The organism is Microbacterium luteolum, from assembly GCF_039533965.1.
Lineage (GTDB): Bacteria > Actinomycetota > Actinomycetes > Actinomycetales > Microbacteriaceae > Microbacterium > Microbacterium luteolum.
In genome coordinates this window covers 3,762,235-3,786,750 of record NZ_BAAAUN010000001.1, presented here as the reverse complement: position 1 = coordinate 3,786,750, position 24,516 = coordinate 3,762,235, and the positions used below count along the sequence as shown (strand labels likewise).

At 64.5% G+C, this 24,516-nt stretch carries 34 protein-coding genes and 1 tRNA gene; 16 read left to right on the top strand and 19 right to left on the bottom strand.

The annotated features are described in order from the left end of the window. Positions 1–118: 118 nt before the first annotated feature. Positions 119–592 (top strand): hypothetical protein, encoded by a 474-nt coding sequence (locus tag ABD648_RS18485; protein WP_282216398.1) that lies wholly within the window; start codon positions 119–121, stop codon positions 590–592. A 380-nt stretch (positions 593–972) separates the two neighbouring features. On the opposite strand, the gene ABD648_RS18480 is transcribed toward ABD648_RS18485, so the two are convergent. Continuing rightward, positions 973–1,518: a hypothetical protein gene (locus ABD648_RS18480; protein ID WP_282216397.1), complete on the bottom strand. Its 546-nt coding sequence runs from the start codon at positions 1,516–1,518 to the stop codon at positions 973–975. A 169-nt stretch (positions 1,519–1,687) separates the two neighbouring features. Here ABD648_RS18480 and ABD648_RS18475 point away from each other — a divergent pair, with 169 nt between their 5' ends. Next, positions 1,688–2,062: a hypothetical protein gene (locus tag ABD648_RS18475; RefSeq protein WP_282216396.1), complete on the top strand. Its 375-nt coding sequence runs from the start codon at positions 1,688–1,690 to the stop codon at positions 2,060–2,062. Between the two features lie 145 nt (positions 2,063–2,207). Here ABD648_RS18475 and ABD648_RS18470 read toward each other — a convergent pair whose 3' ends face one another. Then, positions 2,208–2,630: a TM2 domain-containing protein gene (locus ABD648_RS18470; protein ID WP_282216395.1), complete on the bottom strand. Its 423-nt coding sequence runs from the start codon at positions 2,628–2,630 to the stop codon at positions 2,208–2,210. A 62-nt stretch (positions 2,631–2,692) separates the two neighbouring features. Between ABD648_RS18470 and ABD648_RS18465 the strand changes: the two genes are divergently transcribed. Continuing rightward, positions 2,693–3,331 (top strand): helix-turn-helix domain-containing protein, encoded by a 639-nt coding sequence (locus tag ABD648_RS18465; RefSeq protein ID WP_282216394.1) that lies wholly within the window; start codon positions 2,693–2,695, stop codon positions 3,329–3,331. A 114-nt stretch (positions 3,332–3,445) separates the two neighbouring features. Here the strand turns inward: ABD648_RS18465 and ABD648_RS18460 are convergent, their stop codons facing one another. The 4 genes from ABD648_RS18460 to ABD648_RS18445 all read right to left on the bottom strand — a co-directional run bounded on the left by ABD648_RS18460 (position 3,446) and on the right by ABD648_RS18445 (position 5,874). Beyond that, positions 3,446–4,135: a hypothetical protein gene (locus ABD648_RS18460; protein ID WP_282216393.1), complete on the bottom strand. Its 690-nt coding sequence runs from the start codon at positions 4,133–4,135 to the stop codon at positions 3,446–3,448. 174 nt (positions 4,136–4,309) lie between these two features. Continuing rightward, positions 4,310–4,630 carry a hypothetical protein gene (locus tag ABD648_RS18455; RefSeq protein ID WP_282216392.1) on the bottom strand — a complete coding sequence of 107 codons (321 nt, stop codon included), beginning with the start codon at positions 4,628–4,630 and terminating at the stop codon, positions 4,310–4,312. A gap of 514 nt (positions 4,631–5,144) precedes the next feature. Continuing rightward, positions 5,145–5,699 (bottom strand): hypothetical protein, encoded by a 555-nt coding sequence (locus ABD648_RS18450; protein ID WP_282216391.1) that lies wholly within the window; start codon positions 5,697–5,699, stop codon positions 5,145–5,147. Positions 5,700–5,801: 102 nt separating this feature from the next. Beyond that, positions 5,802–5,874: transfer RNA gene (locus ABD648_RS18445), tRNA-Thr, on the bottom strand. 229 nt (positions 5,875–6,103) lie between these two features. Here ABD648_RS18445 and ABD648_RS18440 point away from each other — a divergent pair. After that, positions 6,104–6,790 (top strand): hypothetical protein, encoded by a 687-nt coding sequence (locus tag ABD648_RS18440; protein ID WP_282216390.1) that lies wholly within the window; start codon positions 6,104–6,106, stop codon positions 6,788–6,790. On the opposite strand, the gene ABD648_RS18435 is transcribed toward ABD648_RS18440, so the two are convergent. Both ABD648_RS18435 and ABD648_RS18430 read right to left on the bottom strand, forming a co-directional pair. Further along, entirely contained in the window at positions 6,787–7,863 is a 1,077-nt protein-coding gene (locus ABD648_RS18435; RefSeq protein ID WP_282216389.1) for a tyrosine-type recombinase/integrase, read from the bottom strand. The two genes, ABD648_RS18440 and ABD648_RS18435, sit on opposite strands and share 4 nt — an antisense overlap. Then, positions 7,835–8,647 (bottom strand): helix-turn-helix domain-containing protein, encoded by an 813-nt coding sequence (locus ABD648_RS18430; RefSeq protein WP_282216388.1) that lies wholly within the window; start codon positions 8,645–8,647, stop codon positions 7,835–7,837. Before ABD648_RS18430 ends, ABD648_RS18435 begins: the two co-directional genes overlap by 29 nt. A gap of 50 nt (positions 8,648–8,697) precedes the next feature. Here ABD648_RS18430 and ABD648_RS18425 point away from each other — a divergent pair, with 50 nt between their 5' ends. Genes ABD648_RS18425 through ABD648_RS18405 form a run of 5 tightly spaced genes read left to right on the top strand, consistent with a single transcriptional unit; the run spans position 8,698 to position 10,634 of the window. Beyond that, on the top strand, positions 8,698–8,973 hold the full coding sequence (locus tag ABD648_RS18425; protein WP_344709698.1) for a helix-turn-helix transcriptional regulator: 276 nt from the start codon (positions 8,698–8,700) through the stop codon (positions 8,971–8,973). A gap of 20 nt (positions 8,974–8,993) precedes the next feature. Beyond that, positions 8,994–9,290: a hypothetical protein gene (locus ABD648_RS18420; protein ID WP_282216386.1), complete on the top strand. Its 297-nt coding sequence runs from the start codon at positions 8,994–8,996 to the stop codon at positions 9,288–9,290. Next, positions 9,287–9,991: a hypothetical protein gene (locus ABD648_RS18415; protein ID WP_282216385.1), complete on the top strand. Its 705-nt coding sequence runs from the start codon at positions 9,287–9,289 to the stop codon at positions 9,989–9,991. The genes ABD648_RS18420 and ABD648_RS18415 overlap by 4 nt, the downstream gene beginning before the upstream one ends. After that, the gene (locus ABD648_RS18410) at positions 9,988–10,308 is read left to right on the top strand and encodes a hypothetical protein (protein ID WP_282216384.1); all 321 of its coding nucleotides are present in this window, start codon (positions 9,988–9,990) and stop codon (positions 10,306–10,308) included. The genes ABD648_RS18415 and ABD648_RS18410 overlap by 4 nt, the downstream gene beginning before the upstream one ends. Next, a complete protein-coding gene (locus ABD648_RS18405; RefSeq protein ID WP_282216383.1) occupies positions 10,305–10,634 on the top strand; it encodes a hypothetical protein in 330 nt (109 codons plus the stop codon). Before ABD648_RS18410 ends, ABD648_RS18405 begins: the two co-directional genes overlap by 4 nt. A 29-nt stretch (positions 10,635–10,663) precedes the next feature. Here the strand turns inward: ABD648_RS18405 and ABD648_RS18400 are convergent, their stop codons facing one another. The 6 genes from ABD648_RS18400 to ABD648_RS18375 all read right to left on the bottom strand — a co-directional run bounded on the left by ABD648_RS18400 (position 10,664) and on the right by ABD648_RS18375 (position 13,763). After that, positions 10,664–10,861 (bottom strand): hypothetical protein, encoded by a 198-nt coding sequence (locus ABD648_RS18400; protein WP_282216382.1) that lies wholly within the window; start codon positions 10,859–10,861, stop codon positions 10,664–10,666. 411 nt (positions 10,862–11,272) lie between these two features. Further along, on the bottom strand, positions 11,273–11,497 hold the full coding sequence (locus ABD648_RS18395; protein ID WP_282216381.1) for a hypothetical protein: 225 nt from the start codon (positions 11,495–11,497) through the stop codon (positions 11,273–11,275). A 33-nt stretch (positions 11,498–11,530) separates the two neighbouring features. Then, the gene (locus tag ABD648_RS18390; protein ID WP_282216380.1) at positions 11,531–11,716 is read right to left on the bottom strand and encodes a hypothetical protein; all 186 of its coding nucleotides are present in this window, start codon (positions 11,714–11,716) and stop codon (positions 11,531–11,533) included. 261 nt (positions 11,717–11,977) lie between these two features. Next, on the bottom strand, positions 11,978–12,154 hold the full coding sequence (locus ABD648_RS18385; RefSeq protein WP_282216379.1) for a hypothetical protein: 177 nt from the start codon (positions 12,152–12,154) through the stop codon (positions 11,978–11,980). A 185-nt stretch (positions 12,155–12,339) separates the two neighbouring features. After that, positions 12,340–13,029 (bottom strand): hypothetical protein, encoded by a 690-nt coding sequence (locus ABD648_RS18380; RefSeq protein WP_282216378.1) that lies wholly within the window; start codon positions 13,027–13,029, stop codon positions 12,340–12,342. Next, positions 13,029–13,763: a helix-turn-helix domain-containing protein gene (locus tag ABD648_RS18375; protein ID WP_282216377.1), complete on the bottom strand. Its 735-nt coding sequence runs from the start codon at positions 13,761–13,763 to the stop codon at positions 13,029–13,031. The genes ABD648_RS18380 and ABD648_RS18375 overlap by 1 nt, the downstream gene beginning before the upstream one ends. Before the next feature lie 76 nt (positions 13,764–13,839). On the opposite strand from ABD648_RS18375, the gene ABD648_RS18370 reads away from it, so the two are divergent. From ABD648_RS18370 to ABD648_RS18345, 6 genes are all read left to right on the top strand, one after another. After that, positions 13,840–14,067 carry a helix-turn-helix domain-containing protein gene (locus ABD648_RS18370; RefSeq protein WP_282216376.1) on the top strand — a complete coding sequence of 76 codons (228 nt, stop codon included), beginning with the start codon at positions 13,840–13,842 and terminating at the stop codon, positions 14,065–14,067. Between the two features lie 16 nt (positions 14,068–14,083). Continuing rightward, a complete protein-coding gene (locus tag ABD648_RS18365) occupies positions 14,084–14,809 on the top strand; it encodes a hypothetical protein (RefSeq protein ID WP_282216375.1) in 726 nt (241 codons plus the stop codon). A 54-nt stretch (positions 14,810–14,863) separates the two neighbouring features. Beyond that, on the top strand, positions 14,864–15,199 hold the full coding sequence (locus ABD648_RS18360) for a hypothetical protein (protein ID WP_282216374.1): 336 nt from the start codon (positions 14,864–14,866) through the stop codon (positions 15,197–15,199). A 1-nt stretch (position 15,200) separates the two neighbouring features. Further along, positions 15,201–16,064, top strand: a complete 864-nt coding sequence (locus ABD648_RS18355; protein WP_282216373.1) for a hypothetical protein — start codon at positions 15,201–15,203, stop codon at positions 16,062–16,064. 128 nt (positions 16,065–16,192) lie between these two features. Next, positions 16,193–16,573 carry a hypothetical protein gene (locus ABD648_RS18350; RefSeq protein ID WP_282216372.1) on the top strand — a complete coding sequence of 127 codons (381 nt, stop codon included), beginning with the start codon at positions 16,193–16,195 and terminating at the stop codon, positions 16,571–16,573. Next, on the top strand, positions 16,573–19,503 hold the full coding sequence (locus ABD648_RS18345) for a phage tail tape measure protein (protein ID WP_282216371.1): 2,931 nt from the start codon (positions 16,573–16,575) through the stop codon (positions 19,501–19,503). The genes ABD648_RS18350 and ABD648_RS18345 overlap by 1 nt, the downstream gene beginning before the upstream one ends. Positions 19,504–19,566: 63 nt before the next feature. Here ABD648_RS18345 and ABD648_RS18340 read toward each other — a convergent pair whose 3' ends face one another. From ABD648_RS18340 to ABD648_RS18320, 5 genes are all read right to left on the bottom strand, one after another. Continuing rightward, the gene (locus ABD648_RS18340; RefSeq protein WP_282216370.1) at positions 19,567–19,740 is read right to left on the bottom strand and encodes a hypothetical protein; all 174 of its coding nucleotides are present in this window, start codon (positions 19,738–19,740) and stop codon (positions 19,567–19,569) included. Between the two features lie 9 nt (positions 19,741–19,749). Beyond that, a complete protein-coding gene (locus ABD648_RS18335; protein WP_282216369.1) occupies positions 19,750–20,547 on the bottom strand; it encodes a hypothetical protein in 798 nt (265 codons plus the stop codon). A 113-nt stretch (positions 20,548–20,660) separates the two neighbouring features. Next, positions 20,661–21,089 carry a hypothetical protein gene (locus ABD648_RS18330; RefSeq protein WP_282216368.1) on the bottom strand — a complete coding sequence of 143 codons (429 nt, stop codon included), beginning with the start codon at positions 21,087–21,089 and terminating at the stop codon, positions 20,661–20,663. 622 nt (positions 21,090–21,711) lie between these two features. Then, entirely contained in the window at positions 21,712–21,918 is a 207-nt protein-coding gene (locus ABD648_RS18325) for a helix-turn-helix domain-containing protein (protein ID WP_282216367.1), read from the bottom strand. Between the two features lie 269 nt (positions 21,919–22,187). Then, the gene (locus ABD648_RS18320; RefSeq protein WP_282216366.1) at positions 22,188–23,141 is read right to left on the bottom strand and encodes a DsbA family protein; all 954 of its coding nucleotides are present in this window, start codon (positions 23,139–23,141) and stop codon (positions 22,188–22,190) included. 232 nt (positions 23,142–23,373) lie between these two features. On the opposite strand from ABD648_RS18320, the gene ABD648_RS18315 reads away from it, so the two are divergent. Beyond that, the gene (locus ABD648_RS18315) at positions 23,374–24,480 is read left to right on the top strand and encodes an ABC transporter ATP-binding protein (protein WP_282216365.1); all 1,107 of its coding nucleotides are present in this window, start codon (positions 23,374–23,376) and stop codon (positions 24,478–24,480) included. Positions 24,481–24,516 lie beyond the last annotated feature (36 nt).

The following is a 24,516-nucleotide window of genomic DNA, read 5'->3' as shown; positions in this document are numbered from 1 at the left end:
TCACTTCGGACGCCCCGACGACTCCTTCTTCGTGGTGCACGCAGCGATCACCGCTCACCGCGTGCGCCCGCACGAACACAGCAAAGAAATGGCTCCTCAGAGCCGGATAGGGAAGACAATGCCGGACAACCCCAACTCTCGCGACCTCTCGCGCCGCACCCTCGTCAAGGGTGCAGCGTGGTCGGTGCCGGTCGTGGCCGTCGCGGTCGCGACGCCGCTCGCCGCCGCGTCGGAGACACCACCCGCTGCGACCTTCTGGGCCACGGGTGCAACCGTCAGCGTCGTGAGCGGCAACGTGACGAACTTCACCGTCGAGGGCAGCGACGCGAACGGAAACCTCGCTCTGCTCCCCGCCGGCACCAGCGTCATGATCGTCCCGGATGCCGGCGTCACCCTGCAGGTCGTGAACGCCATCGGCATCGTCGTCACGACGAACCCCGACGGCTCGATCACCGGTGTGATCACCGCCAGCGACATCACGAATGTCCGTATCCAGTTCCGCCCGACCGGCCCGTCCGGATCCGGTTACGCGATCACGACCAACATCGACATCGACCCGTTCACGGAGACCATCGACGTCACGCTGCGCTGAGCGGAGCCAGAAGAATCTGATCGCCCCGGCAGGTCGATCCGCGTCACCTCCGTTCCGACGGGATGCGGTCGGGGCGAGCAGAAGAAGGGCAGGTGTCGCCAGGATTCGTCTTGACGACACCTGCCCGGATTATGGGCCGGATGGGACTCGAACCCTTGACCGCCGTTTTCGGGTCGATCTTTCCCGAGCATTACTGATCTTTACCGGGATCAAGAGGTTCGGGTCCGAGTACACTCGCTGGCTTACCGCAATCTGCCAAGCTTTACCGCGCAATTCTCCGAGTAAGCGGCGGATCAGACGAGTGCGAAAGTTGTTCGGGCTGCGTATGGTCCAGCGGTGAAGTCGAAGACGTGCTCGCTCAAATGCGAAGTCGACGGTATTCAGGGCCCGATAGCTAGTCCGCCGAAGCGTTCTGAGGTCTTCACGCTGTCAACAGCGCCCTCTCGCCAAGAGCGGATGATCTGCCCCACCACTCGAGTGTCGCGGTGTTGGTCTTCGGAGTTTTCGATGGCCGCGACCCGCCCCGTCGCCAGCTTCAGTTGCTTCAAGGCTTCGGCATCGTCGCCACGCCCGACCATGCGAGCCGTGTCGATCGCCGCGTACAGAGCTTGCGGTGGCTCCCAGATGACGGCTGGGCGAGTGTGGAGATCGCGCATTCTCTCCCCGAGTGATTCGATCACCTTGAACAGGAGTGTGTCGAGCCGCTCTTCGTACCTCTCATTCGCCCTGGCTTTGGCATTCGAAAGTTCCCGAGCTTCCTCTTGTTTCGCTCGTCTGCGTTCGAGCCAAAAGCTACCCGCCAACGCAACCGCTGCACCGATCAGGGTTGCGAACAGCGTGGCGATGAAGCCGTCGACATCTGGCTGTGTCAAGTCATCAGCAATGCGTTTCAGCTGGCAGGCCAACGGTGGTAATTCGCAATCCATGCCTCGCACCCTATCGGGGAAGACCCGATGAGCCCGCCGTCGACGGCTCCGACGAGCATCCCGATCGTCGATTGCGCACAGTGCGGACATCGACATCCGGAGACGCGGAAGCGCTGCTCAACGCGCGGATCTCCGAGCGTGTTCTCCACTCGGTTCACGGTGGTACCTCATGAGCATCCTCGCCGCGGCGTTCAACACGTCGCGCGAGTGCCGCGCCGAGTACGACGACACCCTCTACGCGCAGTACGAAAGCTGCCGAGGACGCTCGCGCCGCTCCCGCACTGCCGAGCTGTGGGTGCAGTTCGAGGCCAGCGCCGCCGACGCGATCCAGTTCGCGGCAGCGGCCGAACGCGCCTACCGCTCCCACGAGGTGCAGGAACGCTCGCACCGCATCCGCTGCGTCCGCTGCCCCGAGTGCCAGCAGCAGATGATCTGGCACCCGCCCGCCTGGTTCGTAGGGCATGTGACCGTGAAGTGCTCGAACGACGAGTGCCGACACGTGATGGACCAAGACGAATTCGAAGAACTGGAGAAGACCGCATGACCGCGAAGCTGATCGAAATCGCCCGCGACCCGTCGCAGCGGAATCTGAGGATGCCTAACTGATCGGTTGTGTGGTCGATGCCCGCGAAGCCGCCGAGAAGGCGCACACCCCGACGCCGAGCGGGCAGAGAATGGTGCGCTGTGATTCAGTGCCGGAGACCCCGCATGGTCTTCCGATTCGCGTTGTCGACCATCGACGGGACCGTGAACAGGTCCACGATGATCCACAGCCATACCAACGCAAGGATCACGTTCGCGACGATCGCCGAAGCGGGATCGGGATCGAGCCTGAAAAGCACCTGCACGAAAGAAGCCACAAGCAGCATCGATGCCGTGCCTGGGTGACGCAGGTAGAACCGGTGAGCGCCGAAGCCTCCGAGGAGGATCAGCAGCCAATATGCGGCCGTTCGGGTCTTGGCAGGGATGAGGAACCCTGCCGGAGCGATGGAGTGACTCATCGGCAGTTGTTCAGGTGCCAGTGGACCCCACGACGCGCCATCCCACCACTGCCGCTGTCCGTTGGCGTTCAGGTGCCAGCCGGCGTCCGGCGGCGATGTGGGGAGAGTCATATCAGCAACATATCGGACCGCATTGGAAGAGAGGACGGCGTCAATGCTCGAGCCGACAGTGGGTGACTGCGAAGGAAGCGGCGGCGCTGATCGGCCGCCACGTGTCACACATCTACCAGTGGATCGACGCCGGCAGACTCGCCACCCGAGTCCGAGCCGACGGCGTCACCGTGGTCCCTCAAGGGCGGTCCTGCGGATCGAACCGAGGGTCCCGCGCGGCCGTCCGCGCGGGGCAGTGGGACGTCGGCGAGATGTGGGACGATCAGCAGATGAGCGACGCCGACGCCCCGCCCAACCCTGAAGCGGAAGGCCGAGGATTCAAACGGCCGGGCACTCGCATCTTCCGATTCCCACCGTCGACCCCGCCCGTGCCGAAACTCGACCTCGGGATTGCGACGGCCACGGCGGATCTTCTACGGTCGGTTGAGGGGCTGAAGGCGCTACCACCACCCGACCTCCTCGGACCCGCCTCTCGATCGGCAGAAGCAGCGGAGCGCACCGCTGACACGATCGCCGAGATGGCATCCCAGACCGACACCATCGTTCGCCTCACTCAGCAGAGCCTCGCTGCCTCCGAGTCCGCCCGTCTTGACGCAGCACGGTCGGAGAGATCTGCGAAATGCATTTCCGTCATCTCCACAATCATCTCCGCAGCATCGCTGGTGACCGCAGTCGTCGCGATCATTGTCACGCTCTCATGAAAACGTGCATCAATTCGCGAAACCCGCAACGATAGGGCGTGGGCGGTGGACCAGTCCGCCCAGACGAAAGGCCCGGCCCTCAACTCGAGAACACCGGGGATTCGCTGTCGGCTGTCAGCTGCCGGCCGCAAGTCCGAGCATCTTGCCGCCCTCGATGAGAAGGGCAGTCGCAACTCCGACAGTGATCTGCCGGAACATCGCTAGCCAATCCTCTTTTTGTTCTGGTGGAGAGGCTTCCGCAGCAGCTTGAAACGCCACTCTTAGCTCAACGACAGCCGCCGTGTAGTCGAAAATCCGGCCGGCGGCATCATCGTCGAGGGCGTTACGGATGGAGGCAATGAGCCGCCTTATGTATGCCGCCAGCGTCGGATCGAGATTGGGGCTATTGGTCAGCAGCGTGTCGGCCTGGTCGATGAGCGCGCGCAGGGACGGCAGCCGAGCGTCGTCGAACGTCAGCACCTTGCCGTCCAGGAACGAACTCAACGCCTCAATCTGATCGAGCGTCGCCTCATCGACGATCTGGTCCGGGCTACTGACCCCGGCGTCCCACCCCGTAGTGAGCATCAACGGCACCCGGCCCCATCTCTTGAGGCTGCGCTGATGCACCGATACGCGCGCCCCTCGATCTTCTAAGTAGCGAAGTTGACCATCGAGAATCCGCAGAAGCGCGTAAGCCTTGGCAATCTCCTGGAGCCCATCCCCCGCCGGATCCACGAGCGAGGCCATGTTCGCCCCCGGGCTTTCCACAACCCTCTGCCGCCATGACGAATACAGCGCATGCAGTTCTTCTGCCGAGTTGCTCATCCGCACATGATATCGACGCACGTTACCCCGCGTTCAACACACGCATCGCGCACAGGGCAAGAGGCCCGAGTCGAGCTGAACCATCGTTGCGCTATCTGAAGATCAGAAGGCCCGAGTCCTCGCACTCCACGTAGAAAGACTCGCGACACTGACGAGTCGGAGGAAGTCTACGGGCTACTGAGGCCCGCCAGGCTTCTGAACATTCTGCATGAGCAGCTTCATGAACTCTGCACCCTGAGCCTGGGTGTTGCGCTCCGCGTCCAGCTTGCTATCGATCACCTTCGAGATCTGCGACTCGACGTTGTTCTTCACGTCTTGGCTGATCTGTCGCGTCTCGCCGGTCACGCGGCGAATCTCTTCGAGTGCGCGCTCCGTTCGGTCTTCAGTGTCCTTCGCGAGCTTCAACTGCTCCTTCGAGATGTTGGCCTGCCAGATTGCGATGATCGCCGCGACGACACCGACGACGAGCGCGGCCACGCTGATGAAGATCTCCATGCAGCGAAGCATAGCGGCGACGCTCGGAGGGCATCGTGGCGCTGTTCATCCGGCACCCTTGAGCGTGAGTCCGTCGAAGAAATGGTCGAGGAGCTCTCTCGCTACCACCCACAGCGGCACCGGGACGCCGAGGACGAACTGATCCGGGAGGTCGCGAGGCGTGCGGTGCGCGACTTCCGCCTCTCCGCGTTGCTCCCCACCGCTCCCGGCGGGATGGGTATGAAGGCGGCAGAGCGCCAGGCGCGGAACCGCGTGTTCGCCGAGCTCGCGTCCCACCGGCCGCCGCGACCCACGAACTGCAGGCACACGCCATGCAGATCGTCTCGGGCCTCCGCGCCGACGACCTCGCACAGCGCCTGATCAGAGTCGCCGCTTCCGAGGGTGAGGCTGCTGCGGCGGCGTCGCTCCGGTTCGCTGGGCTGACATCGGTCACCCCGATCGCGGGCACGGCATCGCAGGCCGGCGCGGATGGTGACGGAGCGGTCGGGTGCCCCACGGCTCGCACGACGACGAGCTATCCCAGCACCCAGTCGACCCGGTCGCCCGTAGACGGAGAGACGTAACGCACGTTGGTCAACGTCGCACCATCGAGCACCGGGAACGTGATCCAGCCGCGGAGGCACTCACCGGCGAAGAGATCGACGTCGCCCCAGGCATACTGCGGATTCGGGAACTGGTTGTAGCCGGTGCTCGAGGACTCGTAGCTGCGCGAGTCGCTGTCACGGAGCGTCCATGGAGCAGTGCTCGCGGAACCATCGTCAGCGGTGTTGTTACAGACCTGCACATCGATCGAAACCCAGTGACTGCTCGCCTGCTGCGGCAACGGAGCTTCCGGGGCCGACGCCGGCTCGTATCCGAGCACGGCGACCGTCGATCCGGAACTGAGTTCGACCGTGCTGCCGACGACGTTCACAACCGGATCCGGCGTCGGCGTGGGTGTTTCTGCTGGTGTCGCGCTGGGGGTGCTCGCCGATGGTGTCTTCGACGGCTCAGCTTCGTCCTTCGCCGTACAGCCGGTGATCAGAACAGCGACAGCGACGAGTGCCACGGCGATGGTGCGTCTCTTCATGCTGGTGAGCATAGCTCGCACGGCTCGCGGCGTTTCGCTGGACCAGAGAGAGGTCCGGAGCTCTTGGAATTGAAGTTTCCATACTCTCGTAAGAGATCTGAGAGCCGACTACGGGACTCGAACCCGTAACCCCCGTATTACAAGTACGGTGCGCTACCAATTGCGCCAAGTCGGCGAACCGCGGAATTCCGCGGATCTCGGGGCGTCTGCAGGAGTTCGGCGGTAGCCGATCCCGCACAAACCCCGCACATTTGCGCCGGGTAAACGCTGGCTACGAGTCTAAGCGACCAGCAGTCGACGCACGCGCAAAGCGGCTCGCCCCCCCGGAAGGGTGCGAGCCGCTTAGAGCGTAAACGTCGTTGGAAGATGCGACGTCTTCTCTTCCACTCTAATACGATCAGGGCATGCCAGTCGACATCGTGACATATCTGAGTCAACCGAGATTGTCGACGTATGTCAGCGCATGCGGCGGAGATGAAGCGATCGCACTCGATCTGTATCGAGCAAACGCTCAGGTGAGTGGGCTGGCCTTCACGTCACTGCACTATTTCGAAGTGATCCTACGCAACGCTCTGGACGCCGAACTCGCGCGGTGGAACCTCTCGGCCTGCGGCAGAGCCGACTGGACCTTGCACGCAGCGCCTCTTCTTCTCGCCGTTATTGGTCTCGAGCGCCTGAAGGACGCGAGGGATGCGGCCTGGCGTGCAGTTGGACGCAAGCGGAGCCCCACGCACGATGACGTCGTCGCTCAGCTCTCGCTCGGCACCTGGCGCTACATGCTCCCCTCGGCCCGCCACCAGGGAAAGCAAAAGCTCTGGGACGACGCGATCGAGCAATCCTTCCCAAACAGGCATGGCGTGTCCGCCGCGAGCATCGCCCAGTCCGTCTCGATCGCCTACGACTTCCGGAACCGCGTCGCGCACCACGAACCAGTCTTCGCGCTCGATCTGAGGGGCAAGCGGCGAGCAATGCGGGACGTGCTCAACAGCGTGGGAGGGCCGGCGCGGAAATGGTTCGTCGAGCACGACCCCTTAGCGCCCGGGCTCAACGATTTCTACGCCCAGTGGCCGCAACTGGAGCGCAAGAACTAGCCCAACACGGCATCGAGAGCGTCAGCCGCGCGCCGTCCGCCGACCGTCTTCGACATGTAGGTGTTGAGAGTCAGCGATGGGTTCGCATGCCCCAGATACTCAGCGATGTCCCGCGCCGAAAGTCCGGCCTGATCGAGAGCCGTGGCGACGGTCTTACGGAACGAGTGGAACGTGTAGTCCCCGAGGCCCAGACGCTCGCGCGCTGCCTGCCACTCGCCGGACGTGTTGCGGCGATCGCGACGCTTGCCGAGCGGCGTCGGGAACAGCGGAACTTCGGGTTCCCGGGAACCCGAAGTTCGACTCTTGAGCATCTCGGCGACGGCGGCGGGCATGGTGATGCGCCGCTCCCCCGCGGTCGTCTTCGACTTCCGAATGGTCACCACGTTCCCGTCGACGTCGGAGACGTCCAGGTCGAGCGCTTCGCTGATCCGCACGCCAGTGCCGGCGAGGAAGGTCACGAGGTCGGCGAGCCCCGACGAGGCCGCCGCCTCGTCGCTTGCCAGTCGCTGGAGCATGCTCGGCAGCTCGGCGAGCGGCACGGCCGTCGCGCCGACAGCCTTCGCCTGGATCGGCGCGAGCTCGCGCACCGGGTTCGCCTTCACCGCGTCAGAGCGGGCGGCGAGCCCCATCATGCCGGACAGCACCGCGCGCGCCTTCTTGGCCTCGCCGGGCCCATTCTCGGCAGCGATCGCGTCGAGGGTGCGCTGCAGTCGCTCGGCGGTCGCCTCCGAAACGGCGAGGTCACCGATCCTCGGGATGATGACCTTCCGCACGCTGTGCCGGTATGTCTCCAAGGTGCGCGGCGCCCGGTCGGCCTTCGATGTCAAGAATCGTTCGCCGAGATCTCGGATGCGAGTCTCTCGCTTCACGTCGACCGCGGTTCCCGCCTGGATCGTGGTGAGCGCTTGCTTGAGCGCGGCCTCCGCCTTCGCGCGCGACGGCGCGAACTTCTCGACCTGCCGCAACTTCCCGTCGTCGAATCGGTAGCGGGTGCGCGCGCGCCACTTCCCGGACTCGATCTCGACCGTCGAGATCCGGCCGTAACTATTCAGGGGTGTCCGCGGCCTCGCCACGTTCCCCCCTCGCTTTGAGCTTGTCTAGTTCAGCTCGCGCGGCGTCCATGCGATCGATGTAGTCGCGGGCAGTCATCATCCACGCCTGGCCACTGAACGATTCACCGAGGGGCAACAACGCGTCGAGGTCCATGCCGACGGGGAGCCCGAACTCAGAGGAGTTCCCACGGTCAACGTCTGGGTCTCGAGTGTCGACCCACTCATCGAGTCTGAGAGACTCAAGCTCGGCGGGCAGATCCGGGACCTCCGGCACGTTGAACTGCTCGGCATATGACCGCCACTGTCTGCGTCTAAACGCGAGATCTCGCAGGTCGTCCACGAGGTAGCGGGAGGGGCGGCCCGCCATCCACAAGGCGTTGTGCCACTTCGCGTAGTTCATCGCATTGGCATATTTGGCGAACGTCCCGAGCGCCGATCCCCCGACGATGTGGAGCTCGGCGTCGGTGACCCACGAAAACGCAGAGATGACATCGGCCTCGGGGAGCAAGGGCCCCTCCGGGAGCGGCGCGCCGAGCGGAAGCCCCGTGATGAGGTACGTCGGCGAAACCCTAAGCGCCCGCGCGAACGCGAAGATCTCGCCGACCGAGAACGCCTTGCGCTTCTTGGCACTCAGAATCCCGTTGAGCGTCTCCAGTGACGGCGTCCACCCGTATGGGGCTAGTTCTTCGCGGAGCCGAGCAATAGTCCACCCGTAGCGTTCGCGCAGCTGATTGATCGCAGCAACGATGCGGTCGGCGTGCTCGGCTTCCCAATCTTTGAGGGATCGCGGTTCAGAAGTAGTCACGAATTGACGATAGCGCATACCGTCGATCGGGAACAGTTGACAACCTGTGGATGATGATGCACTCTGGAATTAGGCGTCATCAGTCGCCTACTCCTACACCGAAAGGTAGTCAACCAATGACAACCCAAGAGATTGGTCGCGTCGAACTCCCCGATCTGGCCACCCGCCGGCAGGTCGCCGAGTACACGCAGACGTCTGTCCCCACTCTCGCCCGCTGGGCTGGAGAGGGCCAGGGCCCGAAGTTCGTTCGCCTCGGCGGTGCTGTGCGCTATCGCCGCGCAGATGTCCTTGCGTGGATCGAGGCGTCAAGCGCAGGAGCGGCGTGATGTCGACCCATACGCCAGCGATGGCCCTCGATACGGGCACCTCGAGCGACGCCGAAGAGACGCTCTCCCTGGCTGCGAAGGAACGCGTCGCTGCAGCGATCACCGTCATCCTGACGGAGTCCGGAGCGCTGACGGATGAGCAGATCGTCGAGAAGTACAATGCTCGCGCGTTGGCACATTCCTCGGTGCCGCAGGTGACGGCGCAGCGGATCCGCACCGCTCGCGCGAAGCTCGTGCGCATCGGCCATGTCCGAGATGCGGGAGAGCTCGCGTACTCACGGCTCGGTAACCGGGCGACGGCTTGGACGCTCTCTTGAGCTCGGCGATCACCAAGAAGAAAGCCCCCGCTGCTGGCGGCAACCAGCGCGAGGGCGAGAAATCGAACCCCTTCGAAAGGAACGAATCAATGCTTACTGTAGATCAAATCCTCACTGCAAGCGACAACGGCACCATTCTCGAGGTCGCTCAAGCCGAAGCGGAACGCGTCAAGCGCGAGATCTGGGAACTGTGGGTTCACCGTCAGACCATTATCGAGAACACCGTGAAGAGGCTCCGTGACGGTGGTGTCGACGCACACCTGGCGCGCATTCTCCAGGCCAAGTCTCCGACGAGCGGCGTCCTGTGCGAGTCGTGGTCATTCGACAAACGCGGCACGTACCGCCACGGGTTCGACTATTTCAGCGTGGACGAGAAGAGCCGCCGCAAACCGGGCGTTCACCTCTGCGAAGGGGCGCTGATCGTCTGGCACGGCACGTACGAACTACTGCACCGAGATGGCCAGCGTGCGATCGTCGTGAGCGCCGAGGGAGTTGACGATCATGAAGCAGCACACCGACGGGATGTTGCGCATCTTCGCCGCGTCGCACGTCGGGACGGCCTCAGCGTTTCGGTGCGCGACCGCGACGTCACACTGCTCGATCCGATGGGCACGACTCTTCACACCGGAACCGTCATCACGACCCTCGCGTTCATTGCTGGCATCGACCTGAACGCCCCCGTAGAGGAGATCCGCGCATGACTCTCCGAATTCGGCAGACCTCACAATCGATCAAGCTAGCGAGGGAGCTCGTCTCGATCGCGACGAACATCGAGTTCGGGGACCTGCGCGGTGACATGGTCGAGAGCCGTGTCATCAAGGAAACGGAGCAGATTCAGTCCGACGGCCCGGCGGTGAGCGAGTTCATCGCCCGACTCATGGGCGCCCTCGTCCACGCCATGACCACGGTCGAGGTCCTCGTGGACGAGATCGCCCGCGACACCGCCGCCGTCCGCGCGGCAAACGCGGTGCTTGCGCACCCGGAAGCGCAGGCCATCCTCAAGGAGACGGAGGCATGACGTCAGAGGGTGACAAGGTCGCGTTCCTGATCCGGGAGGGCCTGGTCGCCGAGCACGAGGGCCAGGTCTTGCTCTCCTCTCGCGCGGTCGCGCTGCTCACAGGCACATCCGAGGAGTCATGGACCTTCGTTGGTCGGCGGGCGGAGAACGGACAGGCACGGATTGCCGACGCGTTCGGGAGTGAGGTCCGTGTCGGTGCCGCGGAGATCCGTGCACGCCTTGGCACCGACGACCCGATGGAGGTGCTGTACGCGCTCGCGACCGCACGCCGAAAGCTCAAGCGGAGCGCCGCCGTCGACGAGCAACTACGCGCACTCGACGACTGAAAGGTGTGCCATGACTGCCTCGGCTGAGATCACCTCTCCGCCGGGGCAGCCCCGCGTCCGAGCTTTGCCCGCAACATCGCGCACCGCTGCGTGAGTGTGTCGAGGGACGGACCGTCGGCGCGCCAGGCTCGCCGAGCGGCTTCCTCGAGGGTCTGCGTCATGAACTCCGTCGAGAACTCGGCGACGACCAGCCCGAGCTCTCGCAGAGCTTGCTCTCGTGTTGTCATCACGTAAGGCTAAGCCGCTCGCCGCAACTCGCCGCCGCACGGAAGAAGAGCACGGCTGGAAGGTCCGAGTGAACCGACTGCCGTGCTTCTTCCGAAGAACAGAGCGCGGCTCAGCTGTCCGCGGGAACTGCCTGCCGCGCTCTACGCACCAGGGTACAGCAAGAGAAACGCGGCCCGGCTGTCCGAGGGGACTGCCTGCCGCGCTTCACTGACGACTATACGCAACGACACCACGAGAGATCCACCGTCAGCGTGCGATGGGCCGACCGACCGCGTCCACGACTTCGACCCATCGAGTCGATGACCTCAGTACTGTCTGTGCGCGATCGGTCAATACGCGCGCGCGGAGCGCGTACGCGTGTGCGGCAAACTGACGCTGGACGCCCTAAGCGTCTCCGTGTTCGCCTCGGGTCAGATGCGCCCGGCGCGCGCCAGGCGAGCAGCCTCCTCCGGGTCGAGGAACCGCTTCTTGCTCTCGCTGTCGCCGAACCACCCCTTCTCGTCTCGGTGAAGAACGGCGACGACTCGGTCGTCCGTCATGACCTGCCAGTAGGTACCGTCCGCGCTCTCGTAGAACTTGGCGCGTTCGCCAGAAAGGTCAAAGTAGCCGCTCGGAGGATCGATCGCTGTAGTCACGCCCGCACTCTACCGGGGGCACGCCGGCTAGGGTCATTCCTCATAGAGAATGACGTCAGTTCCAGGCGTAACAAAGATCTGCTGATTGCCGACCTGGAGAAGACGCCCCGCCGTCTGTCCAGATGCGATCTGACGAAGGAACGTGGCGGCAAGATCCGCCTGCTCGTCGTCTGCGAAGGTGTAGGGGCGGTTGAAGTATCGGATGCCACGCGTTGTCATGCCCGCACTCTATCGGGGATGGTGGCTACTCGACTCGACCGGTCGATTCCGGCGTCGTGCGCGCGCGTAATGTGCGCGCGTGAGCCGCGTGCAACCGAATTCCGGTGAAGGAGTCGAACGTTCGACTGGCGAATCGCGCGCGCATGTCAGCCGCGCGCAGGAGAATTGCTGAGCGCACTGGAGAAGAGCCGCCCAGACGAAAGCCCCGGCCCTCGCAAGAGGCACCGGGGCTCTGTCGTTCAGACGCTACTTCGCGTCAGACTACTTCGCGTCCGACGCAGACTCACGGGTGACGCTGATCGTGTTGTCGGCCTTGTAGGTGAGCACGATCTCACTCTCGGCGTCGTAGAACCAGAAGAATCCGTTCGCGAGCGAATACTTCTCCGCCTCGACGGAGCGCTGCGAGGCCGCTCCCTTGTTGATGATGAACTTCGCCATGCTGTAATCCTCTCAGTGGCCGCACCCAGCGCACGGTAGCGATCAGCATACGAGCAGCCCCCGACACTCTGGCCCAGTAGCCGCACGTAACCGCGTCCAGGTGGCGCACGCTCGAGGTGAACCATGGCCGCAGCGCCCCGCACTCGCAAAGCGCATCGACCAGTCGATGACCAAACGCGCGCGAGCTATCGTCCGTTGATCTCATCGAGCACCGTCTCGATCAGATCGGCCGACATTCCTTCATGACGCTCGGTCCAGACACGCCGGAGCTCGCTATCGGGTGTTGTGGCAATGTCGATGTCGGGCGCGAGGTTGTCATACATCGCCCGGGTGTCCCGGTCGAGGGTCGCGAGCCCGGGATGCAGTGCCGGCGGGCGTGCGGGGTTAGGACGCCGCCCACGAGGCACGGGGCGTGTGCTGGGCGTTCGTGCCGGTGGCCGTCCAGGAGTTCCTTCTGCGGCGCGCAGTGTGGCCGAGACGCCCACCTGCCGCGCCTCAAACTTCACCCCCAGCGCAGCAAGCGCCTTCTTCGTCTCCGCCTCCGCCTTGGCGATGTCGCGCTCGATGAGCCGCTTGGGTCGCTTGAGCGGGTCGTACCGGTAGTGCAGCGTCTTCTGGTCGCGGTGCCGGGACTTCTCCCAGTCTTTGAGCGCCATCATGCGGCGGGCGGTGAACTCCTCATCGGGAAGCCCCTCGTCGACGAGCGCCTGCATCGTCTCCACCCAACGAACCGCGTGCTCCACGTCTGCCTCCAGCATCTGGAGTTGCTTCGCGCGAGCCCGCGGGCCATCGAGGAACTCACGTGGCCACTCCTCCGGATCCAGTCGTCCCCACGCCGGATGCCCCTCGTAGCTCACGTGGTTGTGGCCGGCCATCAGGCTCCGCCTGAGTACGTGAAGTCGGTCGAGTCGAGCGGGGGTTCGTGTCGGCCGGTGGCCCAGCCGTCGAGATGGGGCTCGAGCGGGCCGAGCGCGTCTTCCATGGCTGCCAGCAGAGGCGTAGGCATCTGTCCTGCGGCGAACTCCTCGAGCGTGAACTCTCGCCCGTGCTGCGCCGCCAGCACCGGCGCGTAGTTGGCATGGGCGGCAGCGAAGCTCCGATAGTGATCAGCCCTCGTGCGGCGAAGCTGATTCTGCATATCGCTACGCGCGTCCGGGGATCCCTCGAGATGAGCACGAGCGGTGCGAAGCGAGCCGGTGTATCGGGACCACGCATCTCGCACCTCCTGCAGGTGGCTTGCGGCGTCCGTCACCGCCTTGAACGCCGCAAGCTGTGCGACCTGATCTCCCGGCAGAAGGAGATCGGCGATCGTGACGTTGAGCACCTTTGCGAACCCGATGAGTTCGTCGACTGTGACCGAACGGTTCGACGAAGGCTTGTCGGGGTTCTCGATCTTCCAGATTGTCATCTTGCTCATAGGGCGGGCGCCGGGGAGCGCAGACATCGCCGCAGCAAGCTGCTCCTGCGTCCACGGGGCAGGGCGACCATCAGAATCGCGACGTCCCTCACGGATCTCCTGCAGGCGCGGGCCCACGTTCTTCGCCTCACCGAACCACGAGAGCAGTTCGGCAACGTCTGTCCAGCCAGTCTCGATCATTCCGAACTCCATTCCCGATCGGGATACTCAGCATATCCCAAATCCCATCGAAGCGCGCAACAATTGTTGTAACGAAGGGAGCAAGACAATGTCGATCGCACAGGACGCCATCGCCGAGAAGCTCGTCGAACCGGGAACGGCTCGCGAGATCCGTGAGCGGGCAGGCATGAGCCAGGCACGCATCGCTGCAGAGCTGGACGTCTGGCCCAACACGGTGCAGCGGTGGGAAACGGGCGTCAGCCGACCTCGAGGCGGGCTCCGCCTGCGGTACGCGCGCCTCCTCGCCGAGATCAACGACCTGCAGCCGGCCGCCTGACATGCGCATTCGAACCGTGAAGCCCGAGTTCTGGCGCAGCGACGACGTCGCCGAGCTCGACTGGCACCACCGCCTCGTCTACATCGGCCTGTGGTCGTACGTCGACGACGGCGGTGTCGGGCGCGACGACATACGCCTCATCGTCGCGGACCTGTTCCCACTCGATGATCGCGATGAGGCATCCCGGAGGACTCAGGAAGCGCTCACTGAGCTGTCACGGAGCGGGCACATCGTGCGCTACGTCGTCGACGGCAAGGCATACCTGCACATTCCCACCCTCCTCTCCCACCAGGTCATCAATCGACCCTCGAAGAAGCGCCTCCCGCTCCCACCGAATACCCCTCAACCACCACTCGCTGAGGACTCAGTGAGTGTTCCCGGAGCGCTCACTCCTGGAGGGGAAGGGGATAGGGATCAGGGAAAGGGAAGGGGAGGCGACTCCGCACCCACCCCCACCTGCCGGAGGCACGAGACCTGGGATCACAACGAACCCTGTCGTGCATGTGGCGCGGACCGTCTCGCACATGAGGCCTGGCGTAAGACCCTCGACGCGGACTGGGACAACGCTCTCACGTCGATGGAGTCCCCCCACCCATCGACGCCCGTGCCGATTCGCGGCAAGACGATGTCGGAACGCCTGGAGGACTGCGCAGACGATTCCCTCACGCACCGCTGGCTCTCTGACGGCACGTGCATGCGCTGCGAGCAGCGGCGAGAGCACCAAGACCTCGGGGCCGCATAGCCCCGTCCCACTGCTCGCCAGGGCGAGCATCCAACCCAAGGAGAACACCCCATCATGACCGAACTGACACAGGCGACCAAAGCCGCAGTGCCGAACCTCAAGCGCATCGCCACGCGCTTCCGCCGCCACCTTGAAGAACTCTCGGAACGCCACGAAGTGACTCCCGGGCTGACCCCTGAGGGCAAGGCCGACGAACTGCAGCGGATCCTCGCCGAGCACCACGACGCCGCCCGATCGATCCAGCACACCTGGGCGCAGAAGAGCGCTCAGGCATCCGCTACCGGCGAGCAGACGGCGGAGACTCCCGACTTCTCCCTGGTCGCCAGGATCACCGCCGTGCGCACGCTCGCCGAGGCGAACGCCCTCGTCGCGACTTTCGAGGAGAACTGACATGGCCATCGACCCGTACCTCGTCAACCGTGCCGCCAACGAGTTCCCCCAGGTCTCGCACCCCGTGCTCACCGACCGGCAGACTCCGCATCCAGTGTTCCCCGGCCTCACGACCGGCACACGGCCCGGACTGCGCGCCCGGTCGGCCGCGCACGCCGCGCTGAAGGCTGCTGAGCAGCACCTGAGCAACATGACCGGCGCGCGGAACTATCAGAACGCAGAGGTAGCTTCAGACATCCTGCCCGAGCTTCGGAGCGAGGTCGCTGCCCGCCTGACGGAGCGCACACGTGGGCAGTTCGAGGACCCGCTGGCAGGCTTCATCAAGGTCGCGGAGACCGCACACCAGGAGGCCGACGCAGCGGCCGAGAAGTACCGCCCGAAGCTGAACCCCGAGTCAGCGACGCAGCTGGTCCGCACCGACCAGGCTTGGAACAACCATGTGCTGCCGATGCTCAACAGTGGCAAGACATGGGACGAGATCATTCCAACTCTCGACGTCGACGGCATCCTCGCAGCTCAACGATTCGCCGGTGGATACGAGTCCAACAAGCGCGACCGCTTCCACCAGCACGAGGTCCCCTCAGTGCTCGACGGCATCCAGGCGATGACCGCCCGACGTGTCGTTGACATCGCTCCTCCTGAGGCCCGCGAGGCGCTCAGAGAAGCACAGGACACCGCGACGACACTCGACTACACGCGCAACGTCGCGAGGATCGTGAACGAGACGGACCCGCGCAACGCAGCCGCGATCAGCATCGGCTTGACCCGTGGCGCCTATCAGGCCGGTGTGCAGCGCCCTGTCGAGACATCGAACGAGGCGCTCGAAGCGTACGCGGCATCGCTGGCCGCCCCGCCGCAGGCCTGATCCCGTGACTGCCGCGATGCCACCCCTGCTCGCTTCGGCGAGGCGTCGCGGCTCCGGGGCTGACCGCGGTGTTCCGGTCAGCCCCGCCACTCCCCCGAGGCCACGCCTCACAACCTCAAGGACCTGACATGACCACCGCCCCACCCCCCGACATCGACGCCCAAGTCACCGCGTTCCGCGACCAGATGGCTGGCCTCGCCGCCATCGAGCCCGAACAGATCGCTGCCGACGTGGCACGTCTCGCCACTGCCATGCGGACCGCGGACAATCACGAGCTCGCCGCCGTCGCGATGCGCGAGTTCTACGACACTCACACCGTCGAGTACTCGCGCGCGATCATCATCGGGGCACTGAGCGCCCTCAGCGTGACGATCCTGGTCGCCGAGGACCCGAAGCTCCTCCCGGGCCCGACTGGGATGATGGTGCGCCTGACGCGGCTCGCCTGGGCCGTGCGCGGGCTTGGCATCACCCTGAATCACCCAGGATTCAGCGTCGGAGGTGAGTTCTGATGACCGCTTTCGACGCCGGGAGCCTCGTTTTCAAACTGCAGACCCTCGGAGCCCAGATCTTCTCGAAGGACCAGTCTGACGCGAAGAAGGCCGTCGAGGAGACCGGCCGCGCCGCACAGACATCCGCCGGTCAGGTCGACAAGCTCGGAAGCTCGACGGACGCGACCGGCAAAAAATCGAAGGACACGAAGGCTCCGCTCGACGAGCAGGCGAAGTCGACGAGAAAGGTCGGCGACGAGAACGCGACCGCGGACCCGAAGATCAAGCAGACCACTGCTTCCGCAGAGCAACAGATCGCGGCGGCGAAGCAGCTGTCGGCCGCGCTGCTGGGCGCAGGTGCTGCCGTCGCCGCGATGGTCACCCTGTCCGTGGTGAAGTTCACCGAGTTCGATCAGGGCATGTCCAACGTTCGTGCCGCCACCACGGCCACGAGCGCGGAGCAGAAGCAGCTAGGCGAGGCTGCGCTGCAGGCCGGTGCTGACACCGCGTACAGCGCGTCCGAGGCCGCCGCCGCCCAGGAGGAACTCGCCAAGGCCGGTCAGAGCGTCTCGGAGATCGTCGGCGGTTCTCTGAACGGCGCGCTGGCTCTCGCCGCGGCCGGTCAACTGCAGGTCGCCCGCTCCGCGGAAATCATGGCGACGACCCTCACCCAGTTCGGGCTCACCGCGGATAGCTCCGGTCATGTCGCCGATGTTCTCGCCGCAGGCGCCGGGAAGGCTCAGGGCTCGGTCGATGACCTCGCTCTCGCGCTGCAGTATGTCGGCCCACTCGCGAATCAGGCCGGCTGGAGTCTCGACGAGACCGCTGGGACACTCGCGTATTTCGCGACGCAAGGCGTCCTCGGCGAGAAGGCGGGCACGTCGCTGCGCGGCGTCCTCGCCTCACTTCAGTCCCCGTCGGCTCTCGCGAAGTCGACGATGGAGCAGTATGGGCTGAGCATCTATGACGCCAGCGGCAACATGCTCACCGCGTCGCAGGTCGCCGGCAACATGCAGAAAGCGTTCTCGTCTCTCACCCAGGAGGAACGTAACGCGGCCCTCGGGCGCATTTTTGGGAACGAATCCCTTCTCGCCGCCACGCTCCTCTACGAGGGCGGAGCGGACGCGATCTCACACATGACCGACGAGGTCAACGATTCTGCGTATGCCGCCGAGCAAGCCCGCATCCGTCAAGACAATCTGGCCGGTGACGTCGAGAAGTTGGGCGGGGCTTTCGATACTGCCCTGATCCGCACTGGGTCAGGCGCGAACGACGTCCTGCGCGAGATGACCCAGGCGGTGACCGAGCTCGTCGACTCCTACGGCGACATGCCGGAACCCGTCCAGGCCGTCACCATCGGAATCGGCGTCGCGGCAGCAGCCATGCTCCTGTTCGCAGGCGGCGCTGTAGGCACGCGAGCGAAGTTCCTCGAACTGAAGGCGGCCCTTGTAGACACAAACGTGACGATGGGCAAGACCGCGCTCGTCGGGGCCGGCGCGGGCCTCGCGCTGACCGGCATCATCACTGTCCTCGGCCTGCTCATGGCCAAACAGGCCGAGGCCCGCCAGAAGGCCCAGGCATACGCCGACACACTCGAGGACGGGACGAACCGGGTTACGAAAGCCACCCGGGACCTGGTCAAAGAGAATCTCGCCGCCGCGGACTCGTTCCTGTGGTTCAACAGTCCCTCCGCGTTCGATAAGGCCGAAGACCTCGGACTGTCGCTCGGCCGCATCACCGACGCAGCCATGGGCAACGTCGAGGCCCTGAAGGAACTGAAGGAAGCTCAGGAAGAGTATCAAGCGGCATACGACCGTGACCGAGAAAGCGGTGACGCGTCGAGTGCTGACGACCTTCGGCTGCAGAACATCAACGCCGTCATCGACGCCGTGAATGGAGAGAACGCGAGCATCGACGAGTCGATCCGCAAGGCAGAGCAGAAGAAGAAGTCCGACGAAGAGTCCGCCGAATCGTCGCGCACGGCCGGCGAGGCCTACATGGAGGTCGCCGGCGACGTCGAGGAAGTCAACAACCAGCTGTCTCAACTGATCGATAAGATCATGGCCTCGAACGATGCGAACCTCGACGCCCGCGAAGCGAACCGTCAGCTGATCGACGCGTTCGTGGACTTCGATGAGGTCCTCGCCCGCAACGGCGCGACGCTCGACCTGAACACGGAGGCCGGGCGAGAGAATGAGGCCGCGCTCGACAAGATCGCCGAGAAGGCGATGACAGTAGCCGAGTCGACGACCGCCGCCGGTGGCAGCTACGACGACTATCGCGCGTCGCTCGAGTCATCCCGACAGCAACTTCTCGACCGCATCCACGACCTCGGAGTCCAGGGAGACGAAGCCGAAGCTCTCGCTGACAAGATCCTCAAGATTCCGGCCGAGTCGGAGTGGAAGATGATCGCGGATGCATACACGGCTCAGGCGACGATCGACCAGTTCATCATCACCAACTCCGGCAAGAAGATCCCGATCAAGATCATCGCCGACGGATCATCGTTCAAGCTCCCCGACTTTGGGGGACGGGTCATCGACTCCGGCGGCCTCGCCGACGGTGGGGTTGTCAGCTACCACGCGAACGGTTCGGTGTCGGAAAACCATGTCGCGCAGTTCGCGCGTGCGGGTGAGTGGCGGGTGTGGGCTGAGGACGAGACCGGCGGTGAGGCGTACATCCCGCTCGCGCCGTCCAAGCGCGCGAGGTCGGAGGCGATCATGGCCGAGACCGCTGAGCGGCTGGGCGGCACGTACATCCCGTCAAGTGCACAACATCAGGCGGTCGGTTCCGTCATGGCACCTTCAGGCGGAACCGGTCGAGGTGTCGGGCGCGGCAACATGACGCACATCGACAAGGTGGAGAACAATTTCGTCGTCCCGACTTCCGACCCAGAGCTCGCTGCTCACTACATCGGACGTGAGCTCGGATTGGGGATCGCATCAAGCTGAGCCCCACACGCAAAACCCCCACCTAGCCATCGGGCTGGGTGGGGGTCTTTGTTGCCTGTCGCGCTATTCCTCGCGCTGGAATCCCTTAAACGGGGTCAGCCCGCGCACGACGTTGTCGTTCGAGTGGCGGCGATCCCGCTTGGTCTCTTCGATGATGCGCCGCATCTCGGGGCTCGGGTTCACCTCCGACAGGATCTTGAAGTACTCCTCTTCACGTGGTGTCAGAGCGTCCATCATGTCCTCCCATCAGTCCCCAGCTCCCCTTAGCTTCAAGATACGGGATACCACCCCCGCGGCGATACCCACCGACTCGTGTGTCGTGCGCTTGTTCAGCCGAGGCACATGAACTTCATTGGATGAGCGGTAAGCCCGATCAATCGTGATAACGCCGAGAATGACTCCCGTCTTCCTCGGATCCCAAATCGGTTCTGCGACCACCTCGGAGTATTTGCCCACGATCGACTGGAACTCGGCACGCGAGAACCCGCACCGTGTTCCAGCTGGAATCTGATCGAACGTCTCCTGGTCCATATCGGCCTCGCCGTACCGTTCGGCAACAGCATGCCAGTCCTTGTAGACCCGCTTCTTGGCCTCCCAGCAAAGGCCGACCGCGCCCTTCCCTGAGGCCCACTCCACGCCGGATTGTTGCGGATACCGCGCCGGGCGCAGCCGTGCGACGCGCCTCAGGCGCATGTGAGCGTGAGGCTTCTTGAGAAACCAGTCGAACCGAGACACTACGTATACATTCGCACCAAGCTCCTCGAGGTGAAGGGCCGGGCTCGCGCGGACAATCTGAATCAGCGCCGACGCGAGCGCGTCCTCAAGCTTCGCAGCGCGATCACCCCTCCTCGTACGGAAGTGACGCACGATCAGCGTCACCACGTTCTCAACACCGAGGACGATGAGACTCACGAACCACACCCAAGACTCCAGCGATGGGAGAGGGGTAATCACGCCGATCGCTTTCAATGCGGCACCGAGTCCCACAAGAACCGTGTACGCGACGATTATCACGCGCACGGTCAGGGAGATTGCAGGCCACATAGCCTCTGATGCTAATAGTCACCGGCGCCCACTCCCGGCCACGACGCGATCACGGTTCGGCCACGCCGAGCTGCCTGGACTCTGCCGTCGTCGACGCAACCCTTCTCGTGCGCCTAGTCGCCGTCGTAGTTCAGGTCGCCGTGACGAGTCATCCGCAGTTCGGCGTCGTCAGGGAGGCTCCGCGACAGCAGTTGGAAGTTGAGCCGTTTGAGGCCTACCTTGAGCACGTCGACGGCGGACATGCCATGGACGAGGAAGTCCGTGACGGGAACGTGCCCATGTTCTCGGTTGTAGGCCGCGAGTTCGTCGTAGGTGCTGATGCCGGTCTCGACGCGGTCGATTGCGAGCACCTTCAGCCGCGCATGGGCGATGTCGTTGCCCCACACGTCGATACCGACAATCCAGAACCGTTCGGCATCGAGCCCGATCTGATCGGCGAGCTCCCTTGTGCCGCCCCCGTGTGTGTCGGCAGCGACGGTTCCCGCGAAGTCGAAGTACTGCGCATAGGCCGGCGTCACAATCTCATCGTCATTGATAGCCACAGCTGGATCCTCTCGATTAGATGTCCAGACAGTATCGGACGCCGCCGACACCGTACTCCCACGTAAGCGTGGGCTTAGACTCCGCCGCCCGGGGCAGATCGCCGCCGGGAGACTGGGAGCAAACGCCATGCGTCGCAATCGTCCGAGAACACATCGCACCTGGTGCCACCGCGGTGCCCATTGGTTCCATCATCAGCAGACAATCACCGAACGCACTCCTCCCCTGGACTGCCCAGCGCACGCCGAATAGTCTCGCTGCAGAAGGCGGCAGGCAGTTCACTAGGACAGCTGAGCCGCCTTCTGCTTGCCAGAAAGCCGCAACGCACCGCGCCGTAACTTGGAAGGTGTGCGAGCCAGGCTATTGAAGGTGGCGGAGGTCGCCGGGACCCTCGGCGTCGGAATCGACTAGTGAGCGAGGCCGATCTGGCTGACTTCATCCAGCAGCGCCGGCCATCCTCGCGGTAGCCATCGCGGGCCTCGTCGAACGTCATCTCGGCGCGGTAGTCATGTCCCGAGATAGAATCAGCGTTGTAGGGTTCCTCCCCGCGCGAGCCACCTCGATAGTGGTCAGATGAAAGCGCGGGCGTTGGGAACCCTACTCTCGTCCGAGCGGCGCGCCAGTTCAGCCCTCGATCAGTCTCGCCGCCAACCAGGCATCGAGGTCGGCCGGGTAGTAGACGTTCAAACGGCCCTGCTTGAAGACGACGGGGCCTGTACCTTCCCACTTCATGAAGCGCAGCGTCTGCGGCTTGAGGCCGACATACTCAGCCGCCTGCTTCGTGGTGAAGACGGGGCTGCGACGGGGCGACGTCTGCGTTTCTATACTCATACCGCAGCATGTCCGCATGCCGAACGATGGTCAAGGTCGGGAGCTGTTGCTACGACAGACGAACCCCGCATTTACCCCGCAGAATCAGGGAGGTGTCTAGATAGTGCGGGATAGCAGATGATCGCGTCGCCTCACCTGGGAGATAGCAACGGATACCCCGCGTAAACCCCTGATACTCGGTTGAACTGAATTACAAGTACGGTGCGCTACCAATTGCGCCAAGTCGGCGGACGCCACCAGCTTACCGATGGCATCGTCTCCCCTCCGAACTACGGTGTGGGGGTCGCCGTCGGGCTGGGCGTCGGTGTCGGCGTCTCGGTCGACTGCTGGGAGGCGTCGTTGTCGATCGTGAGCATGAAGTTCGAGAACTCCGCCGGGTCGTCGAGCGCTCCGACGTACGCCTCGCCGTTCGCGACGATCATGGGAGCGGATGAGAGCACGAGGTCGTCGGAACCGGCGAGGGGTCCGTCGAGGGCGCGAGTCGTCGCTTCCTTCGCCCAGGTCACGAAATCGCCGTCGACGATGCAGGACCGGACGGCCTTGGGGTTGTCGACCCCGACCGCCTGGGCGGCATCAGCCAGCTGAGCGTCCGAGAATCCGTCGCTGCCCACCTTGGGCTGGTTGTCGAGCAGGTCGTGGTTGAACGCGTAGAACTGCTCGGGCGAGTGCGTTGCGACGCATGCCGCCGCAGCGGCCGCGCGCAGCGAGTACTTCGTGCCGTTGGAGCTGGCGGTGAGCAGGGCGACCGGGTGGTAGCTGACGGTCACAGCACCTTCGGTGATCCAGTTGGCGAGCTGGCGCGAGTTGGCCCGCTCGAACTCCCCCGCGTCGGGCGACAGGTAGTCGACGTAGACGTGGATCTCGACGCGCTCGGGCGCGCTCGGCTCCGTGGTCGGAGCATCCGTCGCGCCGGCCTCGGTCGGCTCGGGACTCGGCGTCGTGAGCGTCTCATCGGACGCGGCAACGGCCGAGATGTCGTTCACGACGACGCCGTCCGACTCCATGCCCGTCGGGGTGAGCTGCGGCTTGGACACCTGCGCCGACACCGCGAGGGTGACGGCGGTGCCGATCGCGCCGACGGCGATGACCGCGACAGCACCGATGATGATCCGTCGCATGAGACGCGCCCTGGACTGCTGCGCGTGCACCTGCTGTGCCTTCTCCCGCACGGCCTCGCGGGAATTGCTCGGCGTGGGGACGTTCGGCGTTTCGTCGCTCGACATCGTTCCTCTTGAAAGTCTGAGGGGGTCCGGGTTGGCCCCGACCATCGCTCGGAGCGACGATCGCCGCGTGACGCGGCCAGGTTCGATGTTAACCAGCCAGGCTGAGAAATACCCAGGTGCCATGGTTCATGTCATACTGATCCCGACCCAAAGACGGGTCATGGCGGTTCATTCCGCCACTTCCATCACTACGGATCGTCCGGCACGTACCTGCCGGTGAGGAGAAACAATAATGGCATCTGTCACTTTCGACGACGCAACCCGCCTGTACCCCGGCGGCACCCGCCCCGCAGTCGACAAGCTCAACCTCGAGGTCGGAGACGGCGAGTTCCTCGTCCTGGTCGGCCCCTCGGGTTGCGGTAAGTCCACCTCGCTCCGCATGCTCGCGGGCCTCGAAGAGGTCAACGCCGGCCGCATCCTCATCGGTGACCGCGATGTCACCGACGTGCCGCCGAAGGACCGCGACATCGCGATGGTGTTCCAGAACTACGCGCTGTACCCGCACATGACGGTCGCCGAGAACATGGGCTTCGCGCTCAAGATCGCCGGCGTCAACAAGGAAGAGCGCGCCACCCGCGTTCTCGAGGCCGCGAAGCTCCTCGACCTCGAGGACTACCTGACCCGCAAGCCGAAGGCCCTCTCGGGTGGTCAGCGTCAGCGCGTCGCGATGGGTCGCGCGATCGTCCGTCAGCCGCAGGTCTTCCTCATGGACGAGCCGCTGTCGAACCTCGACGCCAAGCTCCGTGTGCAGACGCGTACGCAGATCGCATCGCTCCAGCGTCGTCTGGGCGTCACCACGGTCTACGTCACGCACGACCAGACCGAGGCTCTCACCATGGGCGACCGCATCGCGGTCCTCAAGGACGGCCTGCTCCAGCAGGTGGGAACGCCGCGCGACCTGTACGAGAAGCCGAACAACGTGTTCGTCGCCGGCTTCATCGGCTCCCCGGCCATGAACCTGTTCTCGGCCGACCTCGCCGAGGGCGGCATCCGCTTCGGCACCGAGGTCGTCCCGCTCGACCGCGACACCGTGGGCCGTGCGAACGGTTCGCAGGTCACGGTCGGCGTCCGTCCGGAGGACATCGTCGTCGGCCCCGCCGACGGCAAGGGCCTCTCGGTCACGGTCGACCTCGTCGAGGAGCTCGGCGCCGACGGCTACCTCTACGGCCACACCGAGATCAACGGCAAGCGCACCGACCTCGTCGCTCGCGTCGACGGCCGCAGCCACCCGAACGCGGGTGAGACCGTCACGCTCGCCGCGACCGCCGGTCACGTGCACGCGTTCGACATCGAGTCCGGCGAGCGTCTGAACGACAAGCCGGTCGTCTCGGCCTCGTAATTCCACTGGACGCGGCGCGGTCGACCTTCGGGTCGC

Bases quoted from the DNA above. Each gene is read 5' to 3' on its own strand.
- ABD648_RS18350 (WP_282216372.1), top strand. From the start codon at position 16,193: ATGACCACCGCCCCACCCCCCGACATCGACGCCCAAGTCACCGCGTTC.
- ABD648_RS18405 (WP_282216383.1), top strand. From the start codon at position 10,305: ATGACGTCAGAGGGTGACAAGGTCGCGTTCCTGATCCGGGAGGGCCTG.
- ABD648_RS18340 (WP_282216370.1), bottom strand. From the start codon at position 19,740: ATGATGGACGCTCTGACACCACGTGAAGAGGAGTACTTCAAGATCCTG.
- ABD648_RS18410 (WP_282216384.1), top strand. From the start codon at position 9,988: ATGACTCTCCGAATTCGGCAGACCTCACAATCGATCAAGCTAGCGAGG.
- ABD648_RS18420 (WP_282216386.1), top strand. From the start codon at position 8,994: ATGGCCCTCGATACGGGCACCTCGAGCGACGCCGAAGAGACGCTCTCC.
- ABD648_RS18480 (WP_282216397.1), bottom strand. From the start codon at position 1,518: ATGGATTGCGAATTACCACCGTTGGCCTGCCAGCTGAAACGCATTGCT.
- ABD648_RS18390 (WP_282216380.1), bottom strand. From the start codon at position 11,716: ATGACAACGCGTGGCATCCGATACTTCAACCGCCCCTACACCTTCGCA.
- ABD648_RS18475 (WP_282216396.1), top strand. From the start codon at position 1,688: ATGAGCATCCTCGCCGCGGCGTTCAACACGTCGCGCGAGTGCCGCGCC.
- ABD648_RS18370 (WP_282216376.1), top strand. From the start codon at position 13,840: ATGTCGATCGCACAGGACGCCATCGCCGAGAAGCTCGTCGAACCGGGA.
- ABD648_RS18485 (WP_282216398.1), top strand. From the start codon at position 119: ATGCCGGACAACCCCAACTCTCGCGACCTCTCGCGCCGCACCCTCGTC.
- ABD648_RS18335 (WP_282216369.1), bottom strand. From the start codon at position 20,547: ATGTGGCCTGCAATCTCCCTGACCGTGCGCGTGATAATCGTCGCGTAC.
- ABD648_RS18455 (WP_282216392.1), bottom strand. From the start codon at position 4,630: ATGGAGATCTTCATCAGCGTGGCCGCGCTCGTCGTCGGTGTCGTCGCG.
- ABD648_RS18345 (WP_282216371.1), top strand. From the start codon at position 16,573: ATGACCGCTTTCGACGCCGGGAGCCTCGTTTTCAAACTGCAGACCCTC.
- ABD648_RS18400 (WP_282216382.1), bottom strand. From the start codon at position 10,861: ATGACAACACGAGAGCAAGCTCTGCGAGAGCTCGGGCTGGTCGTCGCC.
- ABD648_RS18450 (WP_282216391.1), bottom strand. From the start codon at position 5,699: ATGAAGAGACGCACCATCGCCGTGGCACTCGTCGCTGTCGCTGTTCTG.
- ABD648_RS18355 (WP_282216373.1), top strand. From the start codon at position 15,201: ATGGCCATCGACCCGTACCTCGTCAACCGTGCCGCCAACGAGTTCCCC.
- ABD648_RS18375 (WP_282216377.1), bottom strand. From the start codon at position 13,763: ATGGAGTTCGGAATGATCGAGACTGGCTGGACAGACGTTGCCGAACTG.
- ABD648_RS18360 (WP_282216374.1), top strand. From the start codon at position 14,864: ATGACCGAACTGACACAGGCGACCAAAGCCGCAGTGCCGAACCTCAAG.
- ABD648_RS18440 (WP_282216390.1), top strand. From the start codon at position 6,104: ATGCCAGTCGACATCGTGACATATCTGAGTCAACCGAGATTGTCGACG.
- ABD648_RS18470 (WP_282216395.1), bottom strand. From the start codon at position 2,630: ATGACTCTCCCCACATCGCCGCCGGACGCCGGCTGGCACCTGAACGCC.
- ABD648_RS18460 (WP_282216393.1), bottom strand. From the start codon at position 4,135: ATGAGCAACTCGGCAGAAGAACTGCATGCGCTGTATTCGTCATGGCGG.
- ABD648_RS18425 (WP_344709698.1), top strand. From the start codon at position 8,698: ATGATGATGCACTCTGGAATTAGGCGTCATCAGTCGCCTACTCCTACA.
- ABD648_RS18325 (WP_282216367.1), bottom strand. From the start codon at position 21,918: ATGAGTATAGAAACGCAGACGTCGCCCCGTCGCAGCCCCGTCTTCACC.
- ABD648_RS18315 (WP_282216365.1), top strand. From the start codon at position 23,374: ATGGCATCTGTCACTTTCGACGACGCAACCCGCCTGTACCCCGGCGGC.
- ABD648_RS18385 (WP_282216379.1), bottom strand. From the start codon at position 12,154: ATGGCGAAGTTCATCATCAACAAGGGAGCGGCCTCGCAGCGCTCCGTC.
- ABD648_RS18320 (WP_282216366.1), bottom strand. From the start codon at position 23,141: ATGTCGAGCGACGAAACGCCGAACGTCCCCACGCCGAGCAATTCCCGC.
- ABD648_RS18380 (WP_282216378.1), bottom strand. From the start codon at position 13,029: ATGGCCGGCCACAACCACGTGAGCTACGAGGGGCATCCGGCGTGGGGA.